The organism is Gayadomonas joobiniege G7, from assembly GCF_000300815.1.
In the GTDB taxonomy this organism is placed as follows: domain Bacteria; phylum Pseudomonadota; class Gammaproteobacteria; order Enterobacterales; family Alteromonadaceae; genus Catenovulum; species Catenovulum joobiniege.
In genome coordinates this window covers 653,464-671,857 of record NZ_AMRX01000001.1, presented here as the reverse complement: position 1 = coordinate 671,857, position 18,394 = coordinate 653,464, and the positions used below count along the sequence as shown (strand labels likewise).

At 40.9% G+C, this 18,394-nt stretch carries 28 protein-coding genes; 9 read left to right on the top strand and 19 right to left on the bottom strand.

The genetic code is table 11. The features are described from left to right. Positions 1-7: 7 nt before the first annotated feature. Positions 8-616, bottom strand: coding sequence for a YigZ family protein (locus tag C727_RS0103325; protein WP_026052534.1), 609 nt, complete (start codon positions 614-616; stop codon positions 8-10). A gap of 99 nt (positions 617-715) precedes the next feature. On the opposite strand from C727_RS0103325, the gene C727_RS0103320 reads away from it, so the two are divergent. From C727_RS0103320 to C727_RS0103285, 7 genes are all read left to right on the top strand, one after another. Further along, positions 716-1,117 (top strand): diacylglycerol kinase, encoded by a 402-nt coding sequence (locus tag C727_RS0103320; protein WP_017444210.1) that lies wholly within the window; start codon positions 716-718, stop codon positions 1,115-1,117. 136 nt (positions 1,118-1,253) lie between these two features. Then, a complete protein-coding gene (locus tag C727_RS0103315) occupies positions 1,254-1,880 on the top strand; it encodes a c-type cytochrome (RefSeq protein WP_017444209.1) in 627 nt (208 codons plus the stop codon). Positions 1,881-2,263: 383 nt separating this feature from the next. Beyond that, positions 2,264-2,788, top strand: a complete 525-nt coding sequence (gene yihI, locus C727_RS17885; RefSeq protein WP_017444208.1) for a Der GTPase-activating protein YihI — start codon at positions 2,264-2,266, stop codon at positions 2,786-2,788. Between the two features lie 3 nt (positions 2,789-2,791). Beyond that, positions 2,792-3,256 (top strand): DUF2489 domain-containing protein, encoded by a 465-nt coding sequence (locus C727_RS0103300; protein WP_017444207.1) that lies wholly within the window; start codon positions 2,792-2,794, stop codon positions 3,254-3,256. A 106-nt stretch (positions 3,257-3,362) separates the two neighbouring features. Continuing rightward, positions 3,363-4,274: a coiled-coil domain-containing protein gene (locus tag C727_RS0103295; RefSeq protein WP_017444206.1), complete on the top strand. Its 912-nt coding sequence runs from the start codon at positions 3,363-3,365 to the stop codon at positions 4,272-4,274. After that, positions 4,274-4,606 (top strand): putative signal transducing protein, encoded by a 333-nt coding sequence (locus tag C727_RS0103290; protein ID WP_017444205.1) that lies wholly within the window; start codon positions 4,274-4,276, stop codon positions 4,604-4,606. Before C727_RS0103295 ends, C727_RS0103290 begins: the two co-directional genes overlap by 1 nt. Beyond that, positions 4,599-5,192 (top strand): YjaG family protein, encoded by a 594-nt coding sequence (locus C727_RS0103285; protein ID WP_017444204.1) that lies wholly within the window; start codon positions 4,599-4,601, stop codon positions 5,190-5,192. Before C727_RS0103290 ends, C727_RS0103285 begins: the two co-directional genes overlap by 8 nt. A 40-nt stretch (positions 5,193-5,232) precedes the next feature. On the opposite strand, the gene C727_RS0103280 is transcribed toward C727_RS0103285, so the two are convergent. Further along, positions 5,233-5,730 carry an outer membrane beta-barrel protein gene (locus C727_RS0103280; RefSeq protein ID WP_017444203.1) on the bottom strand — a complete coding sequence of 166 codons (498 nt, stop codon included), beginning with the start codon at positions 5,728-5,730 and terminating at the stop codon, positions 5,233-5,235. A 114-nt stretch (positions 5,731-5,844) separates the two neighbouring features. Next, entirely contained in the window at positions 5,845-6,213 is a 369-nt protein-coding gene (locus tag C727_RS0103275; protein WP_017444202.1) for a hypothetical protein, read from the bottom strand. Positions 6,214-6,325: 112 nt separating this feature from the next. Between C727_RS0103275 and ccoG the strand changes: the two genes are divergently transcribed. Then, the gene (gene ccoG / locus C727_RS0103270; protein ID WP_017444201.1) at positions 6,326-7,756 is read left to right on the top strand and encodes a cytochrome c oxidase accessory protein CcoG; all 1,431 of its coding nucleotides are present in this window, start codon (positions 6,326-6,328) and stop codon (positions 7,754-7,756) included. Positions 7,757-7,831: 75 nt separating this feature from the next. On the opposite strand, the gene C727_RS0103265 is transcribed toward ccoG, so the two are convergent. The 16 genes from C727_RS0103265 to C727_RS19700 form a co-directional block, all read right to left on the bottom strand. Further along, entirely contained in the window at positions 7,832-9,253 is a 1,422-nt protein-coding gene (locus C727_RS0103265) for a PQQ-dependent sugar dehydrogenase family protein (protein ID WP_017444200.1), read from the bottom strand. A gap of 9 nt (positions 9,254-9,262) precedes the next feature. Next, positions 9,263-10,600, bottom strand: a complete 1,338-nt coding sequence (locus C727_RS18955; protein WP_017444199.1) for a c-type cytochrome — start codon at positions 10,598-10,600, stop codon at positions 9,263-9,265. A gap of 210 nt (positions 10,601-10,810) precedes the next feature. Beyond that, on the bottom strand, positions 10,811-11,161 hold the full coding sequence (locus tag C727_RS0103255) for a hypothetical protein (RefSeq protein WP_017444198.1): 351 nt from the start codon (positions 11,159-11,161) through the stop codon (positions 10,811-10,813). A gap of 304 nt (positions 11,162-11,465) precedes the next feature. Continuing rightward, a complete protein-coding gene (locus C727_RS0103250) occupies positions 11,466-11,759 on the bottom strand; it encodes a hypothetical protein (RefSeq protein ID WP_017444197.1) in 294 nt (97 codons plus the stop codon). Between the two features lie 9 nt (positions 11,760-11,768). Then, the gene (locus tag C727_RS0103245; protein WP_017444196.1) at positions 11,769-12,032 is read right to left on the bottom strand and encodes a hypothetical protein; all 264 of its coding nucleotides are present in this window, start codon (positions 12,030-12,032) and stop codon (positions 11,769-11,771) included. Positions 12,033-12,121: 89 nt separating this feature from the next. Further along, a complete protein-coding gene (locus C727_RS0103240; protein WP_017444195.1) occupies positions 12,122-12,433 on the bottom strand; it encodes a hypothetical protein in 312 nt (103 codons plus the stop codon). Further along, complete coding sequence (locus tag C727_RS19875) at positions 12,430-13,146, bottom strand: RHS repeat-associated core domain-containing protein (protein ID WP_017444194.1); 717 nt, start codon at positions 13,144-13,146, stop codon at positions 12,430-12,432. Before C727_RS19875 ends, C727_RS0103240 begins: the two co-directional genes overlap by 4 nt. Further along, on the bottom strand, positions 13,143-13,454 hold the full coding sequence (locus tag C727_RS0103230; protein WP_017444193.1) for a hypothetical protein: 312 nt from the start codon (positions 13,452-13,454) through the stop codon (positions 13,143-13,145). The genes C727_RS19875 and C727_RS0103230 overlap by 4 nt, the downstream gene beginning before the upstream one ends. Before the next feature lie 132 nt (positions 13,455-13,586). Continuing rightward, the gene (locus C727_RS0103225) at positions 13,587-13,946 is read right to left on the bottom strand and encodes a hypothetical protein (protein WP_017444192.1); all 360 of its coding nucleotides are present in this window, start codon (positions 13,944-13,946) and stop codon (positions 13,587-13,589) included. A 9-nt stretch (positions 13,947-13,955) separates the two neighbouring features. Beyond that, positions 13,956-14,432 carry an RHS repeat-associated core domain-containing protein gene (locus C727_RS0103220; RefSeq protein ID WP_017444191.1) on the bottom strand — a complete coding sequence of 159 codons (477 nt, stop codon included), beginning with the start codon at positions 14,430-14,432 and terminating at the stop codon, positions 13,956-13,958. Positions 14,433-14,666: 234 nt separating this feature from the next. Beyond that, a complete protein-coding gene (locus C727_RS19680) occupies positions 14,667-14,843 on the bottom strand; it encodes a hypothetical protein (protein ID WP_017444189.1) in 177 nt (58 codons plus the stop codon). Between the two features lie 67 nt (positions 14,844-14,910). Continuing rightward, a complete protein-coding gene (locus tag C727_RS0103205) occupies positions 14,911-15,777 on the bottom strand; it encodes a leucine-rich repeat domain-containing protein (protein WP_017444188.1) in 867 nt (288 codons plus the stop codon). Further along, a complete protein-coding gene (locus C727_RS19960) occupies positions 15,770-16,039 on the bottom strand; it encodes a GIY-YIG nuclease family protein (protein ID WP_420196315.1) in 270 nt (89 codons plus the stop codon). The genes C727_RS0103205 and C727_RS19960 overlap by 8 nt, the downstream gene beginning before the upstream one ends. A gap of 67 nt (positions 16,040-16,106) precedes the next feature. Continuing rightward, positions 16,107-16,346: a hypothetical protein gene (locus C727_RS17875; RefSeq protein ID WP_017444187.1), complete on the bottom strand. Its 240-nt coding sequence runs from the start codon at positions 16,344-16,346 to the stop codon at positions 16,107-16,109. A 317-nt stretch (positions 16,347-16,663) separates the two neighbouring features. Further along, positions 16,664-17,098, bottom strand: coding sequence for a hypothetical protein (locus C727_RS0103190; RefSeq protein ID WP_017444186.1), 435 nt, complete (start codon positions 17,096-17,098; stop codon positions 16,664-16,666). Between the two features lie 11 nt (positions 17,099-17,109). Next, complete coding sequence (locus C727_RS19700) at positions 17,110-17,994, bottom strand: RHS repeat-associated core domain-containing protein (RefSeq protein ID WP_017444185.1); 885 nt, start codon at positions 17,992-17,994, stop codon at positions 17,110-17,112. Positions 17,995-18,140: 146 nt separating this feature from the next. Between C727_RS19700 and C727_RS17870 the strand changes: the two genes are divergently transcribed. Beyond that, complete coding sequence (locus C727_RS17870) at positions 18,141-18,326, top strand: type II toxin-antitoxin system RelE/ParE family toxin (protein WP_017444184.1); 186 nt, start codon at positions 18,141-18,143, stop codon at positions 18,324-18,326. Positions 18,327-18,394 lie beyond the last annotated feature (68 nt).

Below are 18,394 nucleotides of genomic sequence, written 5' to 3'. Positions count from 1 at the left end.
AAAAAGTTTAAGCGTCCGATGCCTGCAGCTGCAACTGCAGATCATTGAGTTTGTTTTGTAAATGATCATAACTAGCTTCACTTAACGCTAGCTTAATCACAAGTTTATCTGAGTACTCAGTATCTAAAATATGACCATCAAGTTCATTTAGCCAATATTCGATGCGATCTAAATGATGATACCCGCAAACCAGACGATAGTCATGCATAGGAACCATTTGCTCAGTTTTTAACTCAAGTAGACCCTTTTTTACACCACCGGCATATGCCTTAACCAAACCACCAGTACCCAGTTTAATGCCGCCAAAATAACGAATAGATATGGCCAGTACATGCCCCAGCCCTGCCCCTTGCAAAACAGCGAACATGGGTTTACCTGCCGTCCCGCCCGGCTCACCATCGTCTGAAAAACCGTATTGCGCTGAGTCACTTGGCGGGCCGGCGACAAACGCACTGCATACATGGCGCGCATCGGCATAAGTTTCTTTTTGTTGAGCGATGATCTGGCGAGCATGTTCTGCATCTGTCACCTTAAAGATTTGAGTAATAAAACGACTATTTTTAATTGTCTCTTCAACCTCGCAAAACTTTGCAGGTACTAAAAATGCTTGGCTAATATGCGCCCCCTTGTCATGACAATGTCATTAAACTTTTATTGTAACCCATGTCCAGATCATCGAAACTAGTATGGTTTTTTAATCACTAGAATACCTAAGATGAATCAAAAAAGCACAGCCAAAACTTTTAAACCAAACGGGACAGGCTTTTCGCGCGTTATAAATGCAGCCACTTGCTCATTTAAAGGCTTAAAAGCCGCTTTTAAACACGAAGCAGCATTCCGGCAAGAACTTATTTTGGTTTTAGTGTTAATACCACTGGCATTTTTTACCAGTGACTCACTGACTCGATTTGTTGCGCTTGTTTCGGTTTTAATTTTAGTTTTAATTGTGGAGTTACTAAATTCAGCCATTGAGGCGACGGTCGATCGCATTAGTTTAGAGCATCATAAACTCGCTGGTCGTGCCAAAGATATGGCATCTGCCGCTGTAGCATTAAGTTTATTAACGGCGATGATCGTCTGGGGTGGTCACCTTTATTTGCTGATCTTTATGGAATAAAGTTTGTTTTAGGTCAAATCCTGCTCGGATGTGCTTTCACCCGCACGTTAATTGTGTAAAATAGGGCAATATTTTATCTATAATAATTAGATAGCCTTTACAACAGATTTAAATAACACAAACGAGAATCACAGCCATGAAGAAAAGTGCAATTGCTTTAGCCATGTTTGTTGGCCTAAGTGCGACAAGCCAGGCCTCAACAATTGACGGAGACGCGCAGGCCGGAAAAACCAAATCAGTTACCTGTGCCGCTTGTCATAATGCCGACGGCAACAGCGTTATTCCTGCCAACCCTAAACTGGCGGGTCAAAGCCCTGAGTATCTTTACAAACAATTAAAAAACTTTAAAGCCGGCGCGACCGCTGAAGATGGACGCCCAAATGCGATTATGGCCGGTATGGTCGCTGGTTTAAATGACCAAGATATGAAAGACTTAGCTGTTTATTTTTCTGAGCAAAAAGGAACGCCAGGTTCGACACCAGAAGAATATGTTGCAGCAGGCCAAAAACTTTATCGCGCGGGTGATGCCAAACGCGGTTTGCCTGGATGTACTGCCTGTCATGGTCCTAATGGCCAAGGCATGGGCTTAGCCGGTTTCCCGAAATTATCTGGCCAACACCCAGACTATATTGCGAACCAATTAAAAGCCTTTAGAAGTGGTGAGCGCTACAATGACTTAAACGGCATGATGCGCGACATTGCGAGCAAGATGTCAGATAAAGATATTGAAGTGCTGTCACATTATATTAGCGGATTACACTAAAAAACTTGCAGAAACTTTATCTCAGGTATAAAGTTTCTGACACATTTGTTTAATACAAGTGTCAAACTAACTGTCTAGTATACTCGGCGTCAGGAAGATAAAGCCTAGGAAATCAATTTATTGGACAAATTGAAGTCATGGATGGACGAGTTAATAAGAATAATAAAAAATTACAACAATAATAAATATAACAAGGAAGAATCAACAAAAATAGGAACTCGGCTAGGGCAGCCACACTTCACAAGGATCGGGAATCAGCTATTATACTCTTTCAAAAAGCGGCATTCGCCGCTTATTTTCTTTTGCATCTATCGCTTACTGTTACCCAAGCGTGTTAAAATTCATTTTTTAATTATTGCCAGAGCTCTAATCACATGACGCGAATGAAAAAAAGCCGTAAACCCGGTGCAATCGGAGTTGCCAAATCAGATAAAGGCAAACCGTTAGATAAACAAGCCAAAAAAAGCCAACAACGCAAAGGCCAAAAATCAGGCTCACGCCATTCGGTCACACAAAATACAAATGCACAGGCAACTTCTGACAATAAAAAGGATCCTAGAGTTGGCAGTAAAAAACCTGTCCCTTTAACTGTACCTGTGGCTAAACCTGAACCAGAAAAAACTGAAGCACCTAAACCTCAGGCAAGTGTAAAAAAAGCCTCTAAAAAAGAGGACAAAAGCACTCAGTATTGGCAAGAGCTAGAGCAGATCGAAGCAGATCCCCGTTTACAAAGTATTCTAGATAAATTAGATAACGAAGAACAGCTTGATGCCCAAGCGCTAGCTTACTTTAATAAACAGCAGGATAGACATGCTTGGTTAACCGAAAAACTAGGTATTAGCGACGAAACATTAGACGAGGATGAAGCCCTATTAGACGCCTTTGAAAATAGTTACCCTAAGGAGTAAAGCATGTCGAGCACGCTTATTTTGTTAATTATTGCAGCCATTCTTATTTTAGCTGGATTAGCTTTTTACGCGGGTAAATTGTTGTTTCAATTAAAACAACAAAAACAAGCGGCAGAGCAAAAGGTCAACCAGCGAAATCAGCGATTAGAAGAAAGCATCCGCACCATTAGCAGCGCCATGAAAGAAGAACAGTGTGAAATTAGTGAAGGTGTTTTACGTTTAACCGTATTGTTAGACCACTTATCCGATGCTCAACAAGCTGACTATAGACAACAATACCCGTCGATTCATGCTTTGAACGATAAAATTAAACACCTTGCTATTTTGGATGAGCGAAAGCAGCTCGCCAAAAAAGACCGGATGCGACAAGATATGGAGCGTTGGCAACACGAAGCTGACTTTAAAGAACTTGTGTTAGACGAAGCTAATCGTTTAACTGATTTTAAAGCCCCTGTATATAAAGTGTGAAGCGGTCGGTGACATGATAAAACACTTAAGTGTACTATGCTTAAAACGTTATCTTAGTTGCCGCTGAACCCAGCGATTCTAACCTGCTCTAGCAAGGAGTCATTAAATGAGTAACTTTAGGAACAAGGTCATTGAATATGGGCTAAAATTGCAAACTCAGGGAGTGGCTGTCGAAAGCAACCACTTTGCGGAAGTATTTGAAGCCTCAGAGCTGCCCCTATGCCAGCAAATTTGGTCTCAATACCAAACAGGTTTAAATGCGGATGCTGAGCTTAAAACACTACAAAATATGTTAGAAAAAGACTTTGAGCATATCCGTAGTCAAATCTCTGCAAGCTGCACTCGTTTAGTACAAATTTATAAACAAGAAAGCGCCGATCTAAAACAAAAGATAGCCGTCATTGAGCACCAAGCTCAGCAAAAACAACAAAGTTTAGCGTCGCAACTGCAAGAGCAGCAAATAAAAAACCAAGAATTGGCACAAGTCTGTCAAAGCCTGGAGCAGCAAGTTAAACAAAGCAGCGAACAACAAAAACTTTTACAAAGCCAATTAAAATCTACCGAACAAAAAGTAAAAAGTTTAGAGTCAGATAAAAAGCTACATTTAGACGATTTAACCAATCAACTTAATTGGCGTCAGAACCAGCTGGACGAACGCTCGCAACTGGTTCAGGAGTTGGAAAGTGTAAAAAGCAAACTCGCTGATGAGAATGCCGCTTTAACGCGAGAACTCGCACGCAGCCAAAAAGAAAGCCAGTCTGCCTTTACTCGGCTGCAAGAAGAGTCATCATATCAACTGAACGAAGCGCGTAAGCAACAACTAAAACAAGAGCGTGAAATTAAAGTACTAAATCAAGAAATCAGTACATTACAGGCTCGGCTTTCTGAAGCAATCCAACAAGTTAGATTAACAGATGAAAAAGCTAAACAAAAAATGAGCAAACTAAGTTTAGAAAATAAAGATCTCAAAAAGCTCAATCAAAGCTTGCAAACACAACTGGATAAATTACAAAGCTAATGACAAACCAAACTCAACAAGCACTCGTATACCAGACAGACAACTCACTGCAAGCACACTGCATTAAAGGCCTTTTATTGCAGCATGGCATTACCGCTCAGCTAAGTGGTGAGTCGTTATTTGGCGCAATTGGTGAACTCCCAGCGAATATCCAAATAGAAATCACCGTTGAGCACTCTGAGCAAGCCCGTGCGCTTGAAATCATCGAAAAAGCAATGCATTCTCAGCAAGGCCAAGATTGGTTTTGTCCGCAGTGCGGAGAAAAAAACGCTGCCTCATTCGAAGTTTGCTGGCAGTGCCAAACCGAAAAACAAGAGAATAATAATGACTAAAAAACCTTCTACCTTTGCTCGAATTAGAGCGCTGTCTGCGGCAAAACAAATTGCATTTAACTTAATGCTTATCGAACGCATGTTGCCTAACTATCAACTTTATCAAGAAATTAGCGGTGAAGGTGATGTCAGCGTATTACAAAAGCTAAACGATTTATTATGGCAAAGCCTATACAATAAGCAGCTGAAAATTAACTTGGAAGTGCAGCAAGAAAAATTAGAAGCTGCGATCCCGCAAACCGCAGAATCAGAAAGCATTGGTTTATATGCTGCCATTGATGCCGCAGTTGCTTTACTGACCACCCTAAACCTGCTAGATAAAAACAACGAATACAAACACAAAGAAGTGACCCTACCGGCGGTGCTTTCGCAAGCAACTATAGAGCGCATGTTAATCATGAATGCCGAAGTTGAGCATAGCCAAGAAGCCTTGACTCATCCGCATATGCAATGGGAGATAGACACTCAAAATGAGTTTTTAGACAGCCTTGAGGCGCTAAAAAACATTAACAAAGAAAGCTGTGCCACGCTAAAAGCACAAGCACTTGCAGAAGGCGTGAGCAACCTAGGCGTTAGCCTAGACTAAATAAGAGAAGCCGCTGGCTTCTCTTATTTATATAAGTATTTTAAAAATCTACTTTTAAACCAAAACTTAGCACATCAGTACCATCGTACTGTTCATATTGGAACTCAACTGCGGCCTGAGAGCTAAAGTTATAGCCTAACCCACCACCAAGACCAAACTCCCAATCGTCTTCCGTTTCTGAAACGCCGCCACTACTCGCTGTAAATTCTGCATTGGCATACGAGGGCTCAACAAACAGATACAATTCTGGTGATGCCATATACTGACCTCTGACCGAAAATGCATAAAAAGAGTCCAGCTCCAGGTCAACACCAAATACAGTATCATCTGATATGCCAAAACCTGCTCTAAAGGTTGGTAAAATAGATAAGCCGTTTTCTTGCTCTACTTGGTACGAAATTGAACCTACTAAAGCGCCCACGCTGAGGTCTAAATCGTCTTCAGACATATTTACATAACTTAATCCACCAACCCAGTTTGCCATTGATGAAAATGATGAGGCAGCCAATACAGAAGCCAAAAGTACTTTTTTAAACATTATTAATCCTTTTCCATTTTAAGTAATAATATGCAATCAGGTCACATGCCATTAGCACTGCAACCTGATTAGCGTACTAACATAAATTGATAATTTGATGACAAATTAAGATTTTTAGCGGTTAAGTAAATTCAAGGTTGTACCGGCTTCTTGGCAAACCTTTTTTAACTCATCTTCAGAAAAAACCGGATGATAATTAACTGCTTCTTTACAATAACTGGCGCGAAAATACTCGATAGATTCTTTATCTTCTGATATTTCTTCAAGCGCCTCTGCGGCACCTTTAGACCACGAATCTAGCTGAGCAGAAAAGTGATAATACAAACGATCGGGTCCCAATTTACGAGTTTTTAATGTTGAATCCTCGGCCGTTTGCCAGACCTCTCCAACAATTTTATCGGTATATTTTTGGAACTCGGGTTGTTGGCTTGCGTACCATAATCCCCCGGCTAATAACACAACCACTATCAATGTTTTAGACATATTGATCCATCTCACTATCTAGTTAAATTTATAAAATTAACTGCCCGCTCATGCGGCAATTCACGTTATACTTAGTATCCATCTTAAAACCGTAAATGACGCCTCTCACATTATGACAGACAATATTAAGGTTAAATCAGATACAACGCCAGTCAAGATACAGCCAGCAAAATCCTCTAAAGATAAAGCGCGCAGCGGCAGTAATCAAATCTATGTGCGCGCTGTGCAAGGCATTTACCAAACCGTACGTAGGCGCATGGGTTTTGTCTTTATGGGGCTATTTATGCTGCTGCCCTGGCTTAGGTATGAAGGTCATCAAGCCATCTTATTAGACCTTGCCGAACAACAATTTACCATTTTTTCGGTCACTTTGTGGCCACAAGATCTCATGTTGCTCGCTTGGCTATTTATTATTTCTGCTTTTGCGTTATTTTTTGTGACCACCTTTTTAGGCCGGGTGTGGTGTGGTTATATGTGTCCGCAAACCGTTTGGACCTTTATTTTTATCTGGTTTGAAGAAAAAATTGAAGGCAGTCGCCACCAACGCATGAAGTTAGACCAACAACCCATGTCGGTAACAAAGTTTAGAAAAAAGTTTTTAAAACACTTTTTTTGGATTGCTTTTAGCTTACACACCAGCTTAACCTTTATTGGCTACTTTACTCCAATAGGTGATCTTTACCTCGACTTTTTTACTTTTTCAGCCGGCTTTTGGGTTAGCTTTTGGGTGATCTTTTTTACCTTTTGCACCTACGGAAACGCAGGTTATATGCGGGAAATTATGTGTACCCACATATGCCCGTACGCCAGATTCCAGTCTGCCATGTTCGACAAAGACACCTTTACCGTTTCTTATGACGCAGCTCGGGGCGAAAAACGCGGCCCTCGCTCACGCAAAGTCGATCCCAAAGAAAAAGGCTTAGGTGACTGTATTGACTGCAACCTCTGCGTGCAAGTGTGTCCAACCGGTATCGACATTCGTAACGGCCTGCAATACGAATGCATTAACTGTGGAGCCTGTATTGATGCCTGTAATGGGGTTATGGATAAAATGGGCTACCAACCCGATCTCATTAGTTACACCACAGAGCGTAAGCTAGAAGGCGGTAAAACCAAGCTGTTACGCCCTAAAATTATCGGCTATGGCATTGTTTTATTGGTGATGTTAACCCTATTTGCCAATGCGATGCTGCACTTGCAGTCGTTTGACGTGGATATTATTCGCGATCGTAACCAACTGTTTAGAGAAAACTTTGATGGCCGAATAGAAAACACCTTTACGCTAAAATTAATGAATAAGTCGCAACATGAAAGCACTTACTTATTAACCGCTACCGAGCTAGCCGATGAGTTTGAATGGGTTGGCCCGCAGCAAGTTAAGGTAAAAGCGGGTGATGTTGCGAGTGTTCCTATTAGCATTCGAGTGGCGCCTGAATATTTGGCTGAAGATATTAACGACTTTTATTTTGAAGTGAAATTTAAACAGCCCGGCCAAAAACCAGAAACTTTATACGAAGAAAGTCGATTTTTTAATCGCTTTTAAAACGGCTATTAAACGAGCTTAGCAAGGCGCTAAGCTCGTTTGTTTTAAACCACCATAAACCTAAATGCTTTATCTTTAGTAAGTTTGGTTTAGCGTATAAAACACCTTACCAGAAGAAACCTTGCGCCCTGATTGACTTTTAAGCTGAGCAAAATCAATCGCCATCACTTTACCAGCCGTTAGTGGCAGCTTGATCTGAACCGACTTGTTATCGCTTGCAAGTGAAACCGAAGCCACTTTAATATCTTTTAAGGCAACCTTGTCTGAGCCATATTTATTATGGTAATGATAATGCCACTGCTGCACCTTAAACTGAGCAGCATTGACACTTGCTGCGTCAAGTGCCTCGGTGAAAGACAATTTAAAACCGGTTTTAGTAAGCTTAATATCCAGCAGTTCAAATGGATTTGTGCCATCCCAAACTACTTTTTGCAAACCAAAAGGTTTATTGCCTTCGGCTCCCCACCCTCTCGCCGTTTGGCCAACCCACAATTGGCCTTGGGTATCAAACTCAGCACGAATATTGCCACTTTGAAAGCCATTCATAAAAGTAATAGCCGCACCCTGATACTGGCCATTAACCTTTTCTAACATCACCCGAAAAATATTCGACATAGTTAAATCTGGCATAAACATTTGCCCTTTAAAAGGCCCAAATGCACCGCCAGTAAAATCCCACTCTGGATTACCCGGTGATTTAGCAATTTCGCCATGGGGCAAAAGCACAACAGGGGTCTCGCGCATTTGGTCTAACTCAGCAACCGTATATTGATCTTGCCAGCGCCCTTTGGCGCCCGGCGCTTCATTTAAAGAATTTGGGGTACCGTAAAATTTACCTTCTTCTAATAAGTGAATTTTACTGGTGCCAACCCAGCTTCCCTGATTGTCAGAATAAAAAATATCTCCATTAGGGTGAATACCAATACCTGCAGGCGATCTTAAGCCCCATGAATAAGGCGTAAACTCTCCCGACGGGCTGACTTTATACGCAAAACCTCGATACCCGCCATAACCGCCTTGAAAGCCTAAATTTAGCGTACCATGCAAATAACCTTGTTTATCTTTAACTGGGCCAAAGTTAAATTCGTGATAATCGTTATGAAACTCCCAACCACTCGCCACGTGAATATAATCTTCTGCAATACCATCGTTATCTATGTCTACCAGACGCGTGAGCTGAGGTTTATGCGCCACTAAAATTGAGCCATCATCATCGACCAACAAGCCCGTTGGCTCATGTAGCCCAGATGCAAACTTAGACCATGTTTGCTGCCGGTAACGCCAAACGTCTCCGATTCGAGTGGCAACATATAAGTCCCCCTTGTTATCACTGTCTAACCCAGTGATATGAAAACGAATATTGGCGGGGGTTTGCACCGTTTGAATTTGATAACCGTCCGGTTTATATACTGACTTAGCAGCACCCACACCGGCTGGCCAAGTGAGTGCACAAACACAGATAAACGAAAATAAATTATTAAATTTTTTAGTAAACATAATGCAGCCCTACCACGCCATGTTAATTGAAAACTTTGCATGTTTATTAATATCAAACTGCAAACGCTCATTTGTTAAAACTGCCTCTTGGCTAGATACGGATAGCTTGTTGGCTTGAACTTTTGGTAACTCAAACGAAAGCTGAGTTACCTCTTGCGGGTTAGCTAATACAAAATAATTAAAAGTGATTTGCTCAGCAACTTGAGTATCAGCAACTAACTTGAGTTGCAGTCCATTAAGCGAGAAATAAAATTCGGGTGAACCTTGTAAGCGGTATTTAATAAACTGGCACACTTGCCCATCGGCAATTTTTGGCTGCAGCACTTGCGGTGAATGATATAACCAATCGCCAAGCGGAATACTGCCATCTTTACCGCGCCCGCCGATATTAGGCCCTATATTTAATAAATCGCCTAACCATAGCGCGTTAACAGCACAACTGCGGCTATTAAACGAAAAATTGACTTTTTGTGGCGCACCCACCGCAATTGAATAAGGGGGTAAATTTATAATTTTCTTTTGTTCAACCAGATAAGCTGATTCGGCTTTAACTTCAAAAGTGGCATCTTTGCTTTGGGCCAACGCCCGTAACGAAACAGGAAATAGCTTTATTTTATCTTTAGCATTGGTGACATAAACCGCAGGGTTACGTACCCATGCTTTCGCATGGTTTGAATAAAAGCGCAGTGTTAACGCTTGTTTGCCTGGTAACAGCGGCCAGCGTTGTACATCTGCATATTTGCTCACTTTAGCAGCTTTGCCGTTAACCAATAGCTCTAAGCGCACGCCTGCTGCTTTTTCCGCATATAAAAAACTCGGCTGATCTTTTGGTGCATGAAACTGTCCAGAAAACTCAATCATATAGTGTTTAATTTCAGGCAACTCAAAATCAAGATAGTTATTTTTTAACCGCCCCGAGGCTACTATATCTTTGCTTTCGATTTTATAATCATCATCGCTGTCTAGCTGATAAAGCTGATAGGTTAACTGCTCAAAACCTTCGCGTTTAGATAATATATAAGCAACTATCGCTTTTTGATCGGCTAAAGAGATCGCATTTTTAAATCCCGGCATACCCGCACTGCTAAACCCATTTTGTAAATTTCGCAAAATGTCAGTTGGCTTATCGCCATGGATCCATTCACCATCTTTTAAATTAAAACCAACAGCTCCGGACAGGTCTTTTTTATGACAGCCCGCGCAAAATGACAGATATAAGCTTTGACCTTTTTTATTAACATCAGGCTTTAAACTTAACGCATTGAGTTCTTCATCTGAGCTATGCGCAAACGCCGAACATACCAAAAAAATAGCCAAGCTGGCGATTAACCGAATCGAACATCTCAATTTACCCACCCCCAAAAAAATTTAAATTTAAAAAACACAATTCACATATTATAAACAAAATAATATGCAATACGAGATGTTTTGTATTCAAATGGTTTAAAAGAACCGGAGACTAGACTGGGAAAAGGATAAAAATTTGACTCAAAAATGGAGTAGTTAAACAGCTTTTAATGGCGTTTATCGTGTATATTATATTTCTATTTTTAAAAACTATTTTTCAAACTGTTCATACTCTTCAGCAGTAAGCTCACTCAATAGTTTTATTTCGTCTAGTACATTGTTTTGAAAAACCAAAACAACTGAATTTACAAAAATTGCACTAGATTTAACCTTAATTAAATTTGATGAAGTGTATGAATTTAATCTTGATAACACTTCATCCAGAGGTTGTCCTTTAGAAAAAATATTGCTTAATAATAATAATGTCTTAACAGCGCTATCTTTTTCCATATTTGCTTGTTTAGAATAATCATTACTCACACCATTATCTAAAGCGTTATAAAGCCAAAACGCGTTGGTCACAAATAAACATAAAACTAATATAAGTATAATTGATTTCATCACATCCCCGCTTTATTTGGCCTGCACTCTTTGTAACATTACCGGATCAGCAATGAGTTAACTCAGGTGTTATAAAGTAAATAATTGTTCCGCAACGAACCGAGAGTCGGATTTAAGTCCTAGTCTGTGCTCATTGTTAGTATGAATAGTTGCAACATTCAAATAAGCATCGTAGCTGTAATTCGTTATCTCATTTATCGCACCAACTGGCGTGAATAGACCGAGTAGTTCAAGTAAGAAGTTTAAAAATACCCGAAGCATAATTAATATTGAAAACCTCAGCCTAACCAGATCTTGAATTATTCTAAAACGTGCGTTCAAGTGAAAGACCTTCTGCGACTATTTTTGCTCCAGATGTGATAAAAAACTTTTCTCCTTTTTTGGGAAGAAAGTCTTCCATATCTTCAGATAGTGCTCGAATTTCCGCCTCAGTCGCATTTCTCGCGTCTCCATCAAAATTTACTAGTTCAACTACTATACTGAATAGATTATCAGCTTTATTTTCCCCAGTGTAGCCAGTACAGAAAAAGCGACTATCTTTTGGATATCTAAAGTCACTTTCAATAACCCAATTAAACTTAACTAGTGATTTATTCATTATCAACTCCTAGTTTTTAAACGCATTGCCCATCAGGACTCCAACATCAGCACTCGAGTTAAGCGCTTTTAACTGTTGGGCATCCACCGATCTCGCTGGCCCAATACCGTCTAAATTAGGCATTCTCATGAATGTATCTGCTTGTGATTTTGGAACTGTTACTCTTATAGTCCAAACAGGCTCTTTATCCCACTTAAAGAATTTTTTACCCCAAGCTGCGGCATCTTCTGCGCTTTCTGCAAACCACTTATTACCCATCGCATTGCTGCCCATTCGAAATCCATTCTCGGAAATATCTTTAAGTTCACCCTGAGATACCGCGCGATATAAAGTGGTTGTATCTCCTCCCCCCTTTGTAACATTTAATTTTCGGAGTCAGTAAAAATTTTTTTAACGATGCCGGCGCCTATCTTCTTACCTTCCCAAAGAGAGATTTCATCACCTTCACTTAGGTGGCTGAAAGCATTCTCTGGATTAAGAAACTTAACCGCTATTTCATATTCCTTGCCGAGCTCAAAAATCGTAACTCCATCTAAAACGAAACGACAATCAAAACCCTGAGTATCATCAATCATCAAAGGGCAACCATATCTATCGCTCTCAATCGGGGATTGGCGACCACCTTCTTCTGTAGTCAGAAAACGAACAAATATGGTTGCTTCTTTCTTCATCATTTTGGTATCGCCATTGAATTTAGAACTTCTGGTTTTAGCCCATTTAGGGATTGATTCGGTACAACATAAGCAGGAATGCCACCATCAACACTTACGGGTTTTGGTAATGAAGATGTTGGTACCTGAGTCTTAATCGTAGTGTAAGGTGGATCCTTAAATGCATTAACAGCCTGTTTGGCATAATCAGATGCATGCTCAGATGAAGTTGTAAAATACTTTCCTTCAGCAGAACCTCGATTAATTAACTTTCCTGTATCTTTGATGTCAGCCAATTCATCAGGACCGACGGCGCGATACAGAGTTGTCATTTCTTTGTTTATAACTTTAGCAGCTTTCAGTGGTGGCGCCAGCGTCGCTATGTTCCATAAAGCGCCTTTAGCATCTCCGTTTGCTGCGCACCCGTAGGCACCCACCACATTGCTAACAGGGCTTAATTCATAAAGAAAATTGGCGGTCGCTGCAGCTTGCTGAGCTTGTTCATTTGGTGAAAATGTTGAATCAAAATAATAGACCCCAGCAGTATTTGCCAATCCCGCTGGATCAACCAACATCACCGGGTTGCCGCTCACATACGCATAGGCGTTAATGCCACCGTCTAAGCCAACCGGATCACTTGAAACATATCGCCCAAGTTTTGCATCATAGTATCTGTGCCAGTTATACCATAAGCCTGACTCTTTATCATAATACTGGCCCGGAAAGCCAATATTCATCTCTCCAAAATTACTATTTTTATCACCACTTTGCGGTTAAATGCAAAGTTGCGGGCACGCCATACCGGTTGTGGGTTGGCATTGCCTAAGTCGGTCAGATTATAGATAACCTGAGGACGGCCTAAATGGTCACCGTAAACCATGTAAACTTGGCTGCCTTTGGCAATGGCCACCAATCTATCACCCAAATACAGGTACTCTTTGTCCAGTACACCATTTTTATATTCTGCTAATAGTTTTTCTGAGCCCGGTGCATAAATGTACTGATAGCTGGTGCCGCTGCCTGGGCCTTGGACTATCTGTTTCAATACACCATTCGAATCGATAAATTTTCACCATCAATCTGTCGATACGGCGAGGAAACAAGAATGTCGATATTACCATGGACTACAATAATTTATAAAATCAGACCACCGTCATCATTCCCATCTTATCTAAAATCAATCGACTTTTAATCTTTGCTGAGATCTCTTCCAGCTTAAGTAATTAATTAACGATAGCAATATAAATAAAAAGAATATTGATACCAATATATAAAGATTAATTTTTAACTTATCCATCGCCCCTAACAACATTTCACGATCCTTTTTATAAGTTGTTATTCTGTTATATAGGATTGGTTTAAAATCTTCGCAACCGAGCGATTCAATGTAACGAATATCATATAGTCTATCTTCATACTTACTAGATGCACCATATTTATCCTGTATGAAATTTAAGTACATAAACGACTTAGTTGATAGACTCGTTCCTGCAAAAAAAGCAAAGCAAGCAATAGCCATCAAAAACTTTTGTTTCATTTATCCCCCTTATATTGCAGGTGTAAATATTAGAATTCCACAAACAACTCCTCCTAACTCTGCTAAAGCCGAAGAAGAGGTTGCAGTACTAGGATCTAGACCTAAAGCCGCGATCCTAGTTTGATTTAATACTACATTTTTCCTAATTTTTTCTAGTTGTGCTCTCTTAACGGAGCTGTCATTGTCACAATCGTCGATATCAGATAACTGATAATCAATTAGTTCCAATAAAGGTTGCGACATATCGTCATCGCCTGCTTGCAGGCTTTCAAAGCTAGCCATAGTCAAGCTCAAATCCGTAAAAAATACGACGCCTGCACACACCAGCCCTGTCACTACTTCCAATCCATCCGGATCAACCAACATCACCGGGTTGCCGCTCACATACGCATAGGCGTTAATGCCACCGCCTAAGCCAACCGGATCATTTGAAACATATCGCCCAAATTTTGCATCATAATACTGGCCCGGAAAGCCAATATTCATCTCTCCAAAATTACTATTTTTATCACCACTTTGCGGTTAAATGCAAAGTTGCGGGCACGCCATACAGGTTGCGGGTTGGCATTGCCTAAGTCGGTCAGATTATAGATAACCTGAGGACGGCCTAAATGCACACTGATAGTAGGTGCCGCTGCCCGTGCCTTAGACTATCTGCTTAAATACACGCTATTTGCCCATATATCGTAGGCACAGAAAAGCCCCGATATTCGGGGCTCATTACAGTTCTAGTCTTTCCAGTATTGGTTTTATAGATGCCTCAGTAAGCTCAACCTTTTCAAGAATAGCTCTGACCGTCTCTGAATTTTTTTGCTTAACTGCTTCATCAAATTCTCCCATCAAACCACTTACATATAAACGTTCGTTTACCGTCATGCCTGCATATTTATTATCCATCAGTTTATCTCGCCTAAGGTTTGAGAACAGAAAAATCAGTCAGTTTTACGTTCTTGGGCTACTGGGACTAGGACAATATTGTTGCCACCTGATCCCTCTTATGAGAGTAGTGTTCCTTATCGACAAACCACATTTTTTTTAACTGGGGTATATCCAACAGTGGGGCCAGAATACCGTCTTCAATAATCGTGTCACCAACAAAAGTAATATTCTCAAGCAAGCGACAGCTAGCAAGCGGTTGTAATGATCTGATTTTCCCGCAGTCAGTTAGCACTAGATTTTTGATATTCTCTAGATCGCCAAGTAAAGATATATCATGTACTTTTTTACACCCCTCAAGCTCCACTGTTTCCAACTGTTGACACCTTTCCACTCCAGACAAGTTTTCCAACTTAGAACATTCTGCCAAGTCCAAAGTTGATAGTGACACCAGCTTTTCAATTCCCGATAGAGAAACGAGCTTTTTTGACGTTAATTGAAGCCGCTGTAAATCCTTCATACTTTCAATATCAGCTAAATCACCAGAAGGGTAATTAACTATATTAAGTAGACTCAAGCCACTACAAGCAAAAACAGTTTTCGCTTTCGGGCGCCATAACAGCTTACATATTTTCAAGCTTTTAAAATCAGAAAAATCCGGAGCCTTGCTAAACTCGCATTGCAACCCCAAATACTCCAGCCCTTTTAACGATTGCAAAGGGGTTAAGTCTTTAACTCCCCACGAATAAACCTCCACACCTCGGAGACTCGGCAACTCTTTTAAAAAGGATATATCATCCCCTTTCCATCCGGCCGACTGACTTAATCGTAGTACAGAAATATTTTCCTTTTCGATTATTGATTTAATACTATCCGACCAAGGCGCAGTTAGAACAAGACAGCGCCCCATATTATTTTCAGCATCATCGATAAAAAACTGATCATTCTTAGTCAAGTAAATAACTCCTATTAGGGCCGATGGGATCAACCTTATTAGATACTTTGTCAGAGAAACGAGCTGGCACACCGCCAGTTATTTCCTGAATACGTTTATGCTCTGCAATTTCACGTGCGGTTTTACCGCCTAGGACTTCGGTTGTTTGAACACTCTGATTAGCGTCTAACTTACCAGTCTTTTGATGCTGCTTAAGGCGATTGGGAATATTGCACGATTGACCACAATATTTTTTCCCAGAGGTATCAGTAAATTCATATATCCCTTCTTTGACTGTTTTCCCTGCACCCTTTGTAACATAAGAGGGAATTTACCTTGAAATGGCGTAACTACCCTATAAACAGCTTATCTACCAATGCTTCAAGTTTTTTACCGTTTTCGTTGAGCTTATAGTTCTCATCGTAACCACAAATATCCAACTTTTCGTTACACAAATCCCTCAATTCATCAGCTTGATCCTCATTTAACTCTCCGCCTTCCGCCGAAATCGCCTCCAATACCAGACGCAAATCGGGTGTTAACTTGAGTATCATGAGCAAATATAGAACTTCTTCTCGACTAAGAATCATTATTGAGAATTCTCCAACTGACGCATTAATCTCGCTGCTTTCTTAGACGAAGTTGGGTTAACAGATATGTTCTTTCCAGTTTGGGGGTTCACTACAACTTCACCCGTACCGCCTATAAATCTTTGGCTCGGTCTGCCAAGCTGGTCAGTCTTAATGTTACCAATCTTCAACGGATTTTTTAGTGCATCTAATATTCCTTGAGGGGAGACGCCTGCTCGATCAGCGTTATTACCAACTGCTCGTTGAACACCATGTCCTGTAAAACCTTCAATCTTAAGTCCGTTTTTTGCCTCTATCCCCTTTGTAACATTAGATTATCAATCAAGACCTAAAAGAACCCTCTGCCGACTTTCGTCCTTAGAAATATTACACAGAAAGAGTCCATAGTCAGAATCCTCATCATCAATAAAGGCTGTTGTGTCACCAATAGTCGTACCCCTAGATTGTATGGAGTATTCAACTGTTACTAACACAGCATTGTCCTTCTCAATAATGAGCAAGCGGTCACATGCTCCGCCTTTAACATTTATGACCAAGTCATCATCGAGCTGAAATGTTTTATCACCTATCCCAATAAATAGTTTCAGGTCAGCCTTAAAAAGCGCCACAAATATCCCCGCGAGAATTTCAAAAGAACCATCTAACATTTTTGGACAATCGGGAGAATTACGATCCAAAATCTCGAATTCGCCCGATTCCTCATCGTATTTGGCGACATCTTGAAAACGTTTTTTTGACTGTAACCATTGCATACATTTAACTCCTAAAACCCTAGATCCTTGCCACCACTACGAGATGCACTTTCGATAATTTGATCCCACGATTTACCTTTAACATTTCGTAAATAGTCGATTGAAGGGCCTAATTTATCGCCATACTTCTGGATGTTGCGGGTGTATATCTCCAGTCGTTTGTATCCGGGAGTTAACTCCTTGTACTTTACGCCGAGATTACGTCTTTCTGCATGTAGCGCTCTTGCAATATCTTCGCTGGATGAACCAGCCTTACGCATCTGAGCAGCTTTACTTGATAGCCCTGCCACTTCATCAACATAAGCCTGCCTCAGAGGATGAAGTGTTCCTGCTGCCTTTACAACTCCAAACCTAAAACTAAAAGGTAACTCCCCCGAAGACATTGAACCAGCCGTTAGTGCACAAGCGCATACTCCTGATGCATTGCACATCACCAAGCCAACAGGCCCTAGGCTTAATGCCGTGCCCATTAAAGCATCTTTCCCTGTCCACTGAGGCAAATGCCCGTGCTCCATTGCAATTACATTTGAAGTTGTTGCAAATGGTGAATTTCCATAGATAGGCTCTAATCCATCCGGATCAACCAACATCACCGGATTGCCGCTCACATACGCATAGGCGTTAATGCCACCATCTAAGCCAACCGGATCACTTGAAACATAGCGCCCAAGTTTTGCATCATAGTATCTGTGCCAGTTATACCATAAGTCTGACTCTTTATCATAACACTGGCCCGGAAAGCCAATATTCATCTCTCCAAAGTTACTATTTTGCGTCACCACTTTGCGGTTAAACGCAAAGTTGCGGGCACGCCATACATGTTGTGGGCTGGCATCTCCCAAATCGGTGAGATTATAGATAACCTGAGGACGGCCTAAATGGTCACCGTAAACCATGTAAACTTGGCTGCCTTTGGCAAAGATGGTTTAAGCTGCAAACCATCCTTGAAAGTTTGAGAGTTCTACTCAGACAAGACGGTTAAGTTCTAGACAAGCCGCGCGACCAGAGTTATCATTTATGATAACCTAAGTTAAGGATACCAATGAGCTGGAAGATCGACTTTTACGATGGCGTTAAGGATAAGATCCTCGATATGCCACCCAAAATACAAGCTCGCATGATTAAGCTTTTAGAGCTGATGGAAAAGCATGGTGCAAACTTGGGGCCTCCTCATACTAAGTCGATGGGCGATGGGTTATTTGAAATCCGTGCCAAAGCTCAAGTTTAGAGTGAATACGATAAGCTTGAGAGTGAATTTAGCTTTATTGACCAATTGCTTACCATGAGAACAAAGAC

Coding starts and splice junctions, on each gene's coding strand:
- C727_RS0103320 (WP_017444210.1), top strand. CDS start 716: ATGAATCAAAAAAGCACAGCCAAAACTTTTAAACCAAACGGGACAGGC.
- C727_RS0103315 (WP_017444209.1), top strand. CDS start 1,254: ATGAAGAAAAGTGCAATTGCTTTAGCCATGTTTGTTGGCCTAAGTGCG.
- yihI (WP_017444208.1), top strand. CDS start 2,264: ATGAAAAAAAGCCGTAAACCCGGTGCAATCGGAGTTGCCAAATCAGAT.
- C727_RS0103300 (WP_017444207.1), top strand. CDS start 2,792: ATGTCGAGCACGCTTATTTTGTTAATTATTGCAGCCATTCTTATTTTA.
- C727_RS0103295 (WP_017444206.1), top strand. CDS start 3,363: ATGAGTAACTTTAGGAACAAGGTCATTGAATATGGGCTAAAATTGCAA.
- C727_RS0103290 (WP_017444205.1), top strand. CDS start 4,274: ATGACAAACCAAACTCAACAAGCACTCGTATACCAGACAGACAACTCA.
- C727_RS0103285 (WP_017444204.1), top strand. CDS start 4,599: ATGACTAAAAAACCTTCTACCTTTGCTCGAATTAGAGCGCTGTCTGCG.
- C727_RS0103280 (WP_017444203.1), bottom strand. CDS start 5,730: ATGTTTAAAAAAGTACTTTTGGCTTCTGTATTGGCTGCCTCATCATTT.
- C727_RS0103275 (WP_017444202.1), bottom strand. CDS start 6,213: ATGTCTAAAACATTGATAGTGGTTGTGTTATTAGCCGGGGGATTATGG.
- ccoG (WP_017444201.1), top strand. CDS start 6,326: ATGACAGACAATATTAAGGTTAAATCAGATACAACGCCAGTCAAGATA.
- C727_RS0103265 (WP_017444200.1), bottom strand. CDS start 9,253: ATGTTTACTAAAAAATTTAATAATTTATTTTCGTTTATCTGTGTTTGT.
- C727_RS0103255 (WP_017444198.1), bottom strand. CDS start 11,161: ATGAAATCAATTATACTTATATTAGTTTTATGTTTATTTGTGACCAAC.
- C727_RS0103250 (WP_017444197.1), bottom strand. CDS start 11,759: ATGAATAAATCACTAGTTAAGTTTAATTGGGTTATTGAAAGTGACTTT.
- C727_RS0103245 (WP_017444196.1), bottom strand. CDS start 12,032: ATGGGCAGCAATGCGATGGGTAATAAGTGGTTTGCAGAAAGCGCAGAA.
- C727_RS0103240 (WP_017444195.1), bottom strand. CDS start 12,433: ATGATGAAGAAAGAAGCAACCATATTTGTTCGTTTTCTGACTACAGAA.
- C727_RS19875 (WP_017444194.1), bottom strand. CDS start 13,146: ATGAATATTGGCTTTCCGGGCCAGTATTATGATAAAGAGTCAGGCTTA.
- C727_RS0103225 (WP_017444192.1), bottom strand. CDS start 13,946: ATGAAACAAAAGTTTTTGATGGCTATTGCTTGCTTTGCTTTTTTTGCA.
- C727_RS0103220 (WP_017444191.1), bottom strand. CDS start 14,432: ATGAATATTGGCTTTCCGGGCCAGTATTATGATGCAAAATTTGGGCGA.
- C727_RS19680 (WP_017444189.1), bottom strand. CDS start 14,843: ATGGATAATAAATATGCAGGCATGACGGTAAACGAACGTTTATATGTA.
- C727_RS17875 (WP_017444187.1), bottom strand. CDS start 16,346: ATGATTCTTAGTCGAGAAGAAGTTCTATATTTGCTCATGATACTCAAG.
- C727_RS0103190 (WP_017444186.1), bottom strand. CDS start 17,098: ATGCAATGGTTACAGTCAAAAAAACGTTTTCAAGATGTCGCCAAATAC.
- C727_RS19700 (WP_017444185.1), bottom strand. CDS start 17,994: ATGGTTTACGGTGACCATTTAGGCCGTCCTCAGGTTATCTATAATCTC.
- C727_RS17870 (WP_017444184.1), top strand. CDS start 18,141: ATGAGCTGGAAGATCGACTTTTACGATGGCGTTAAGGATAAGATCCTC.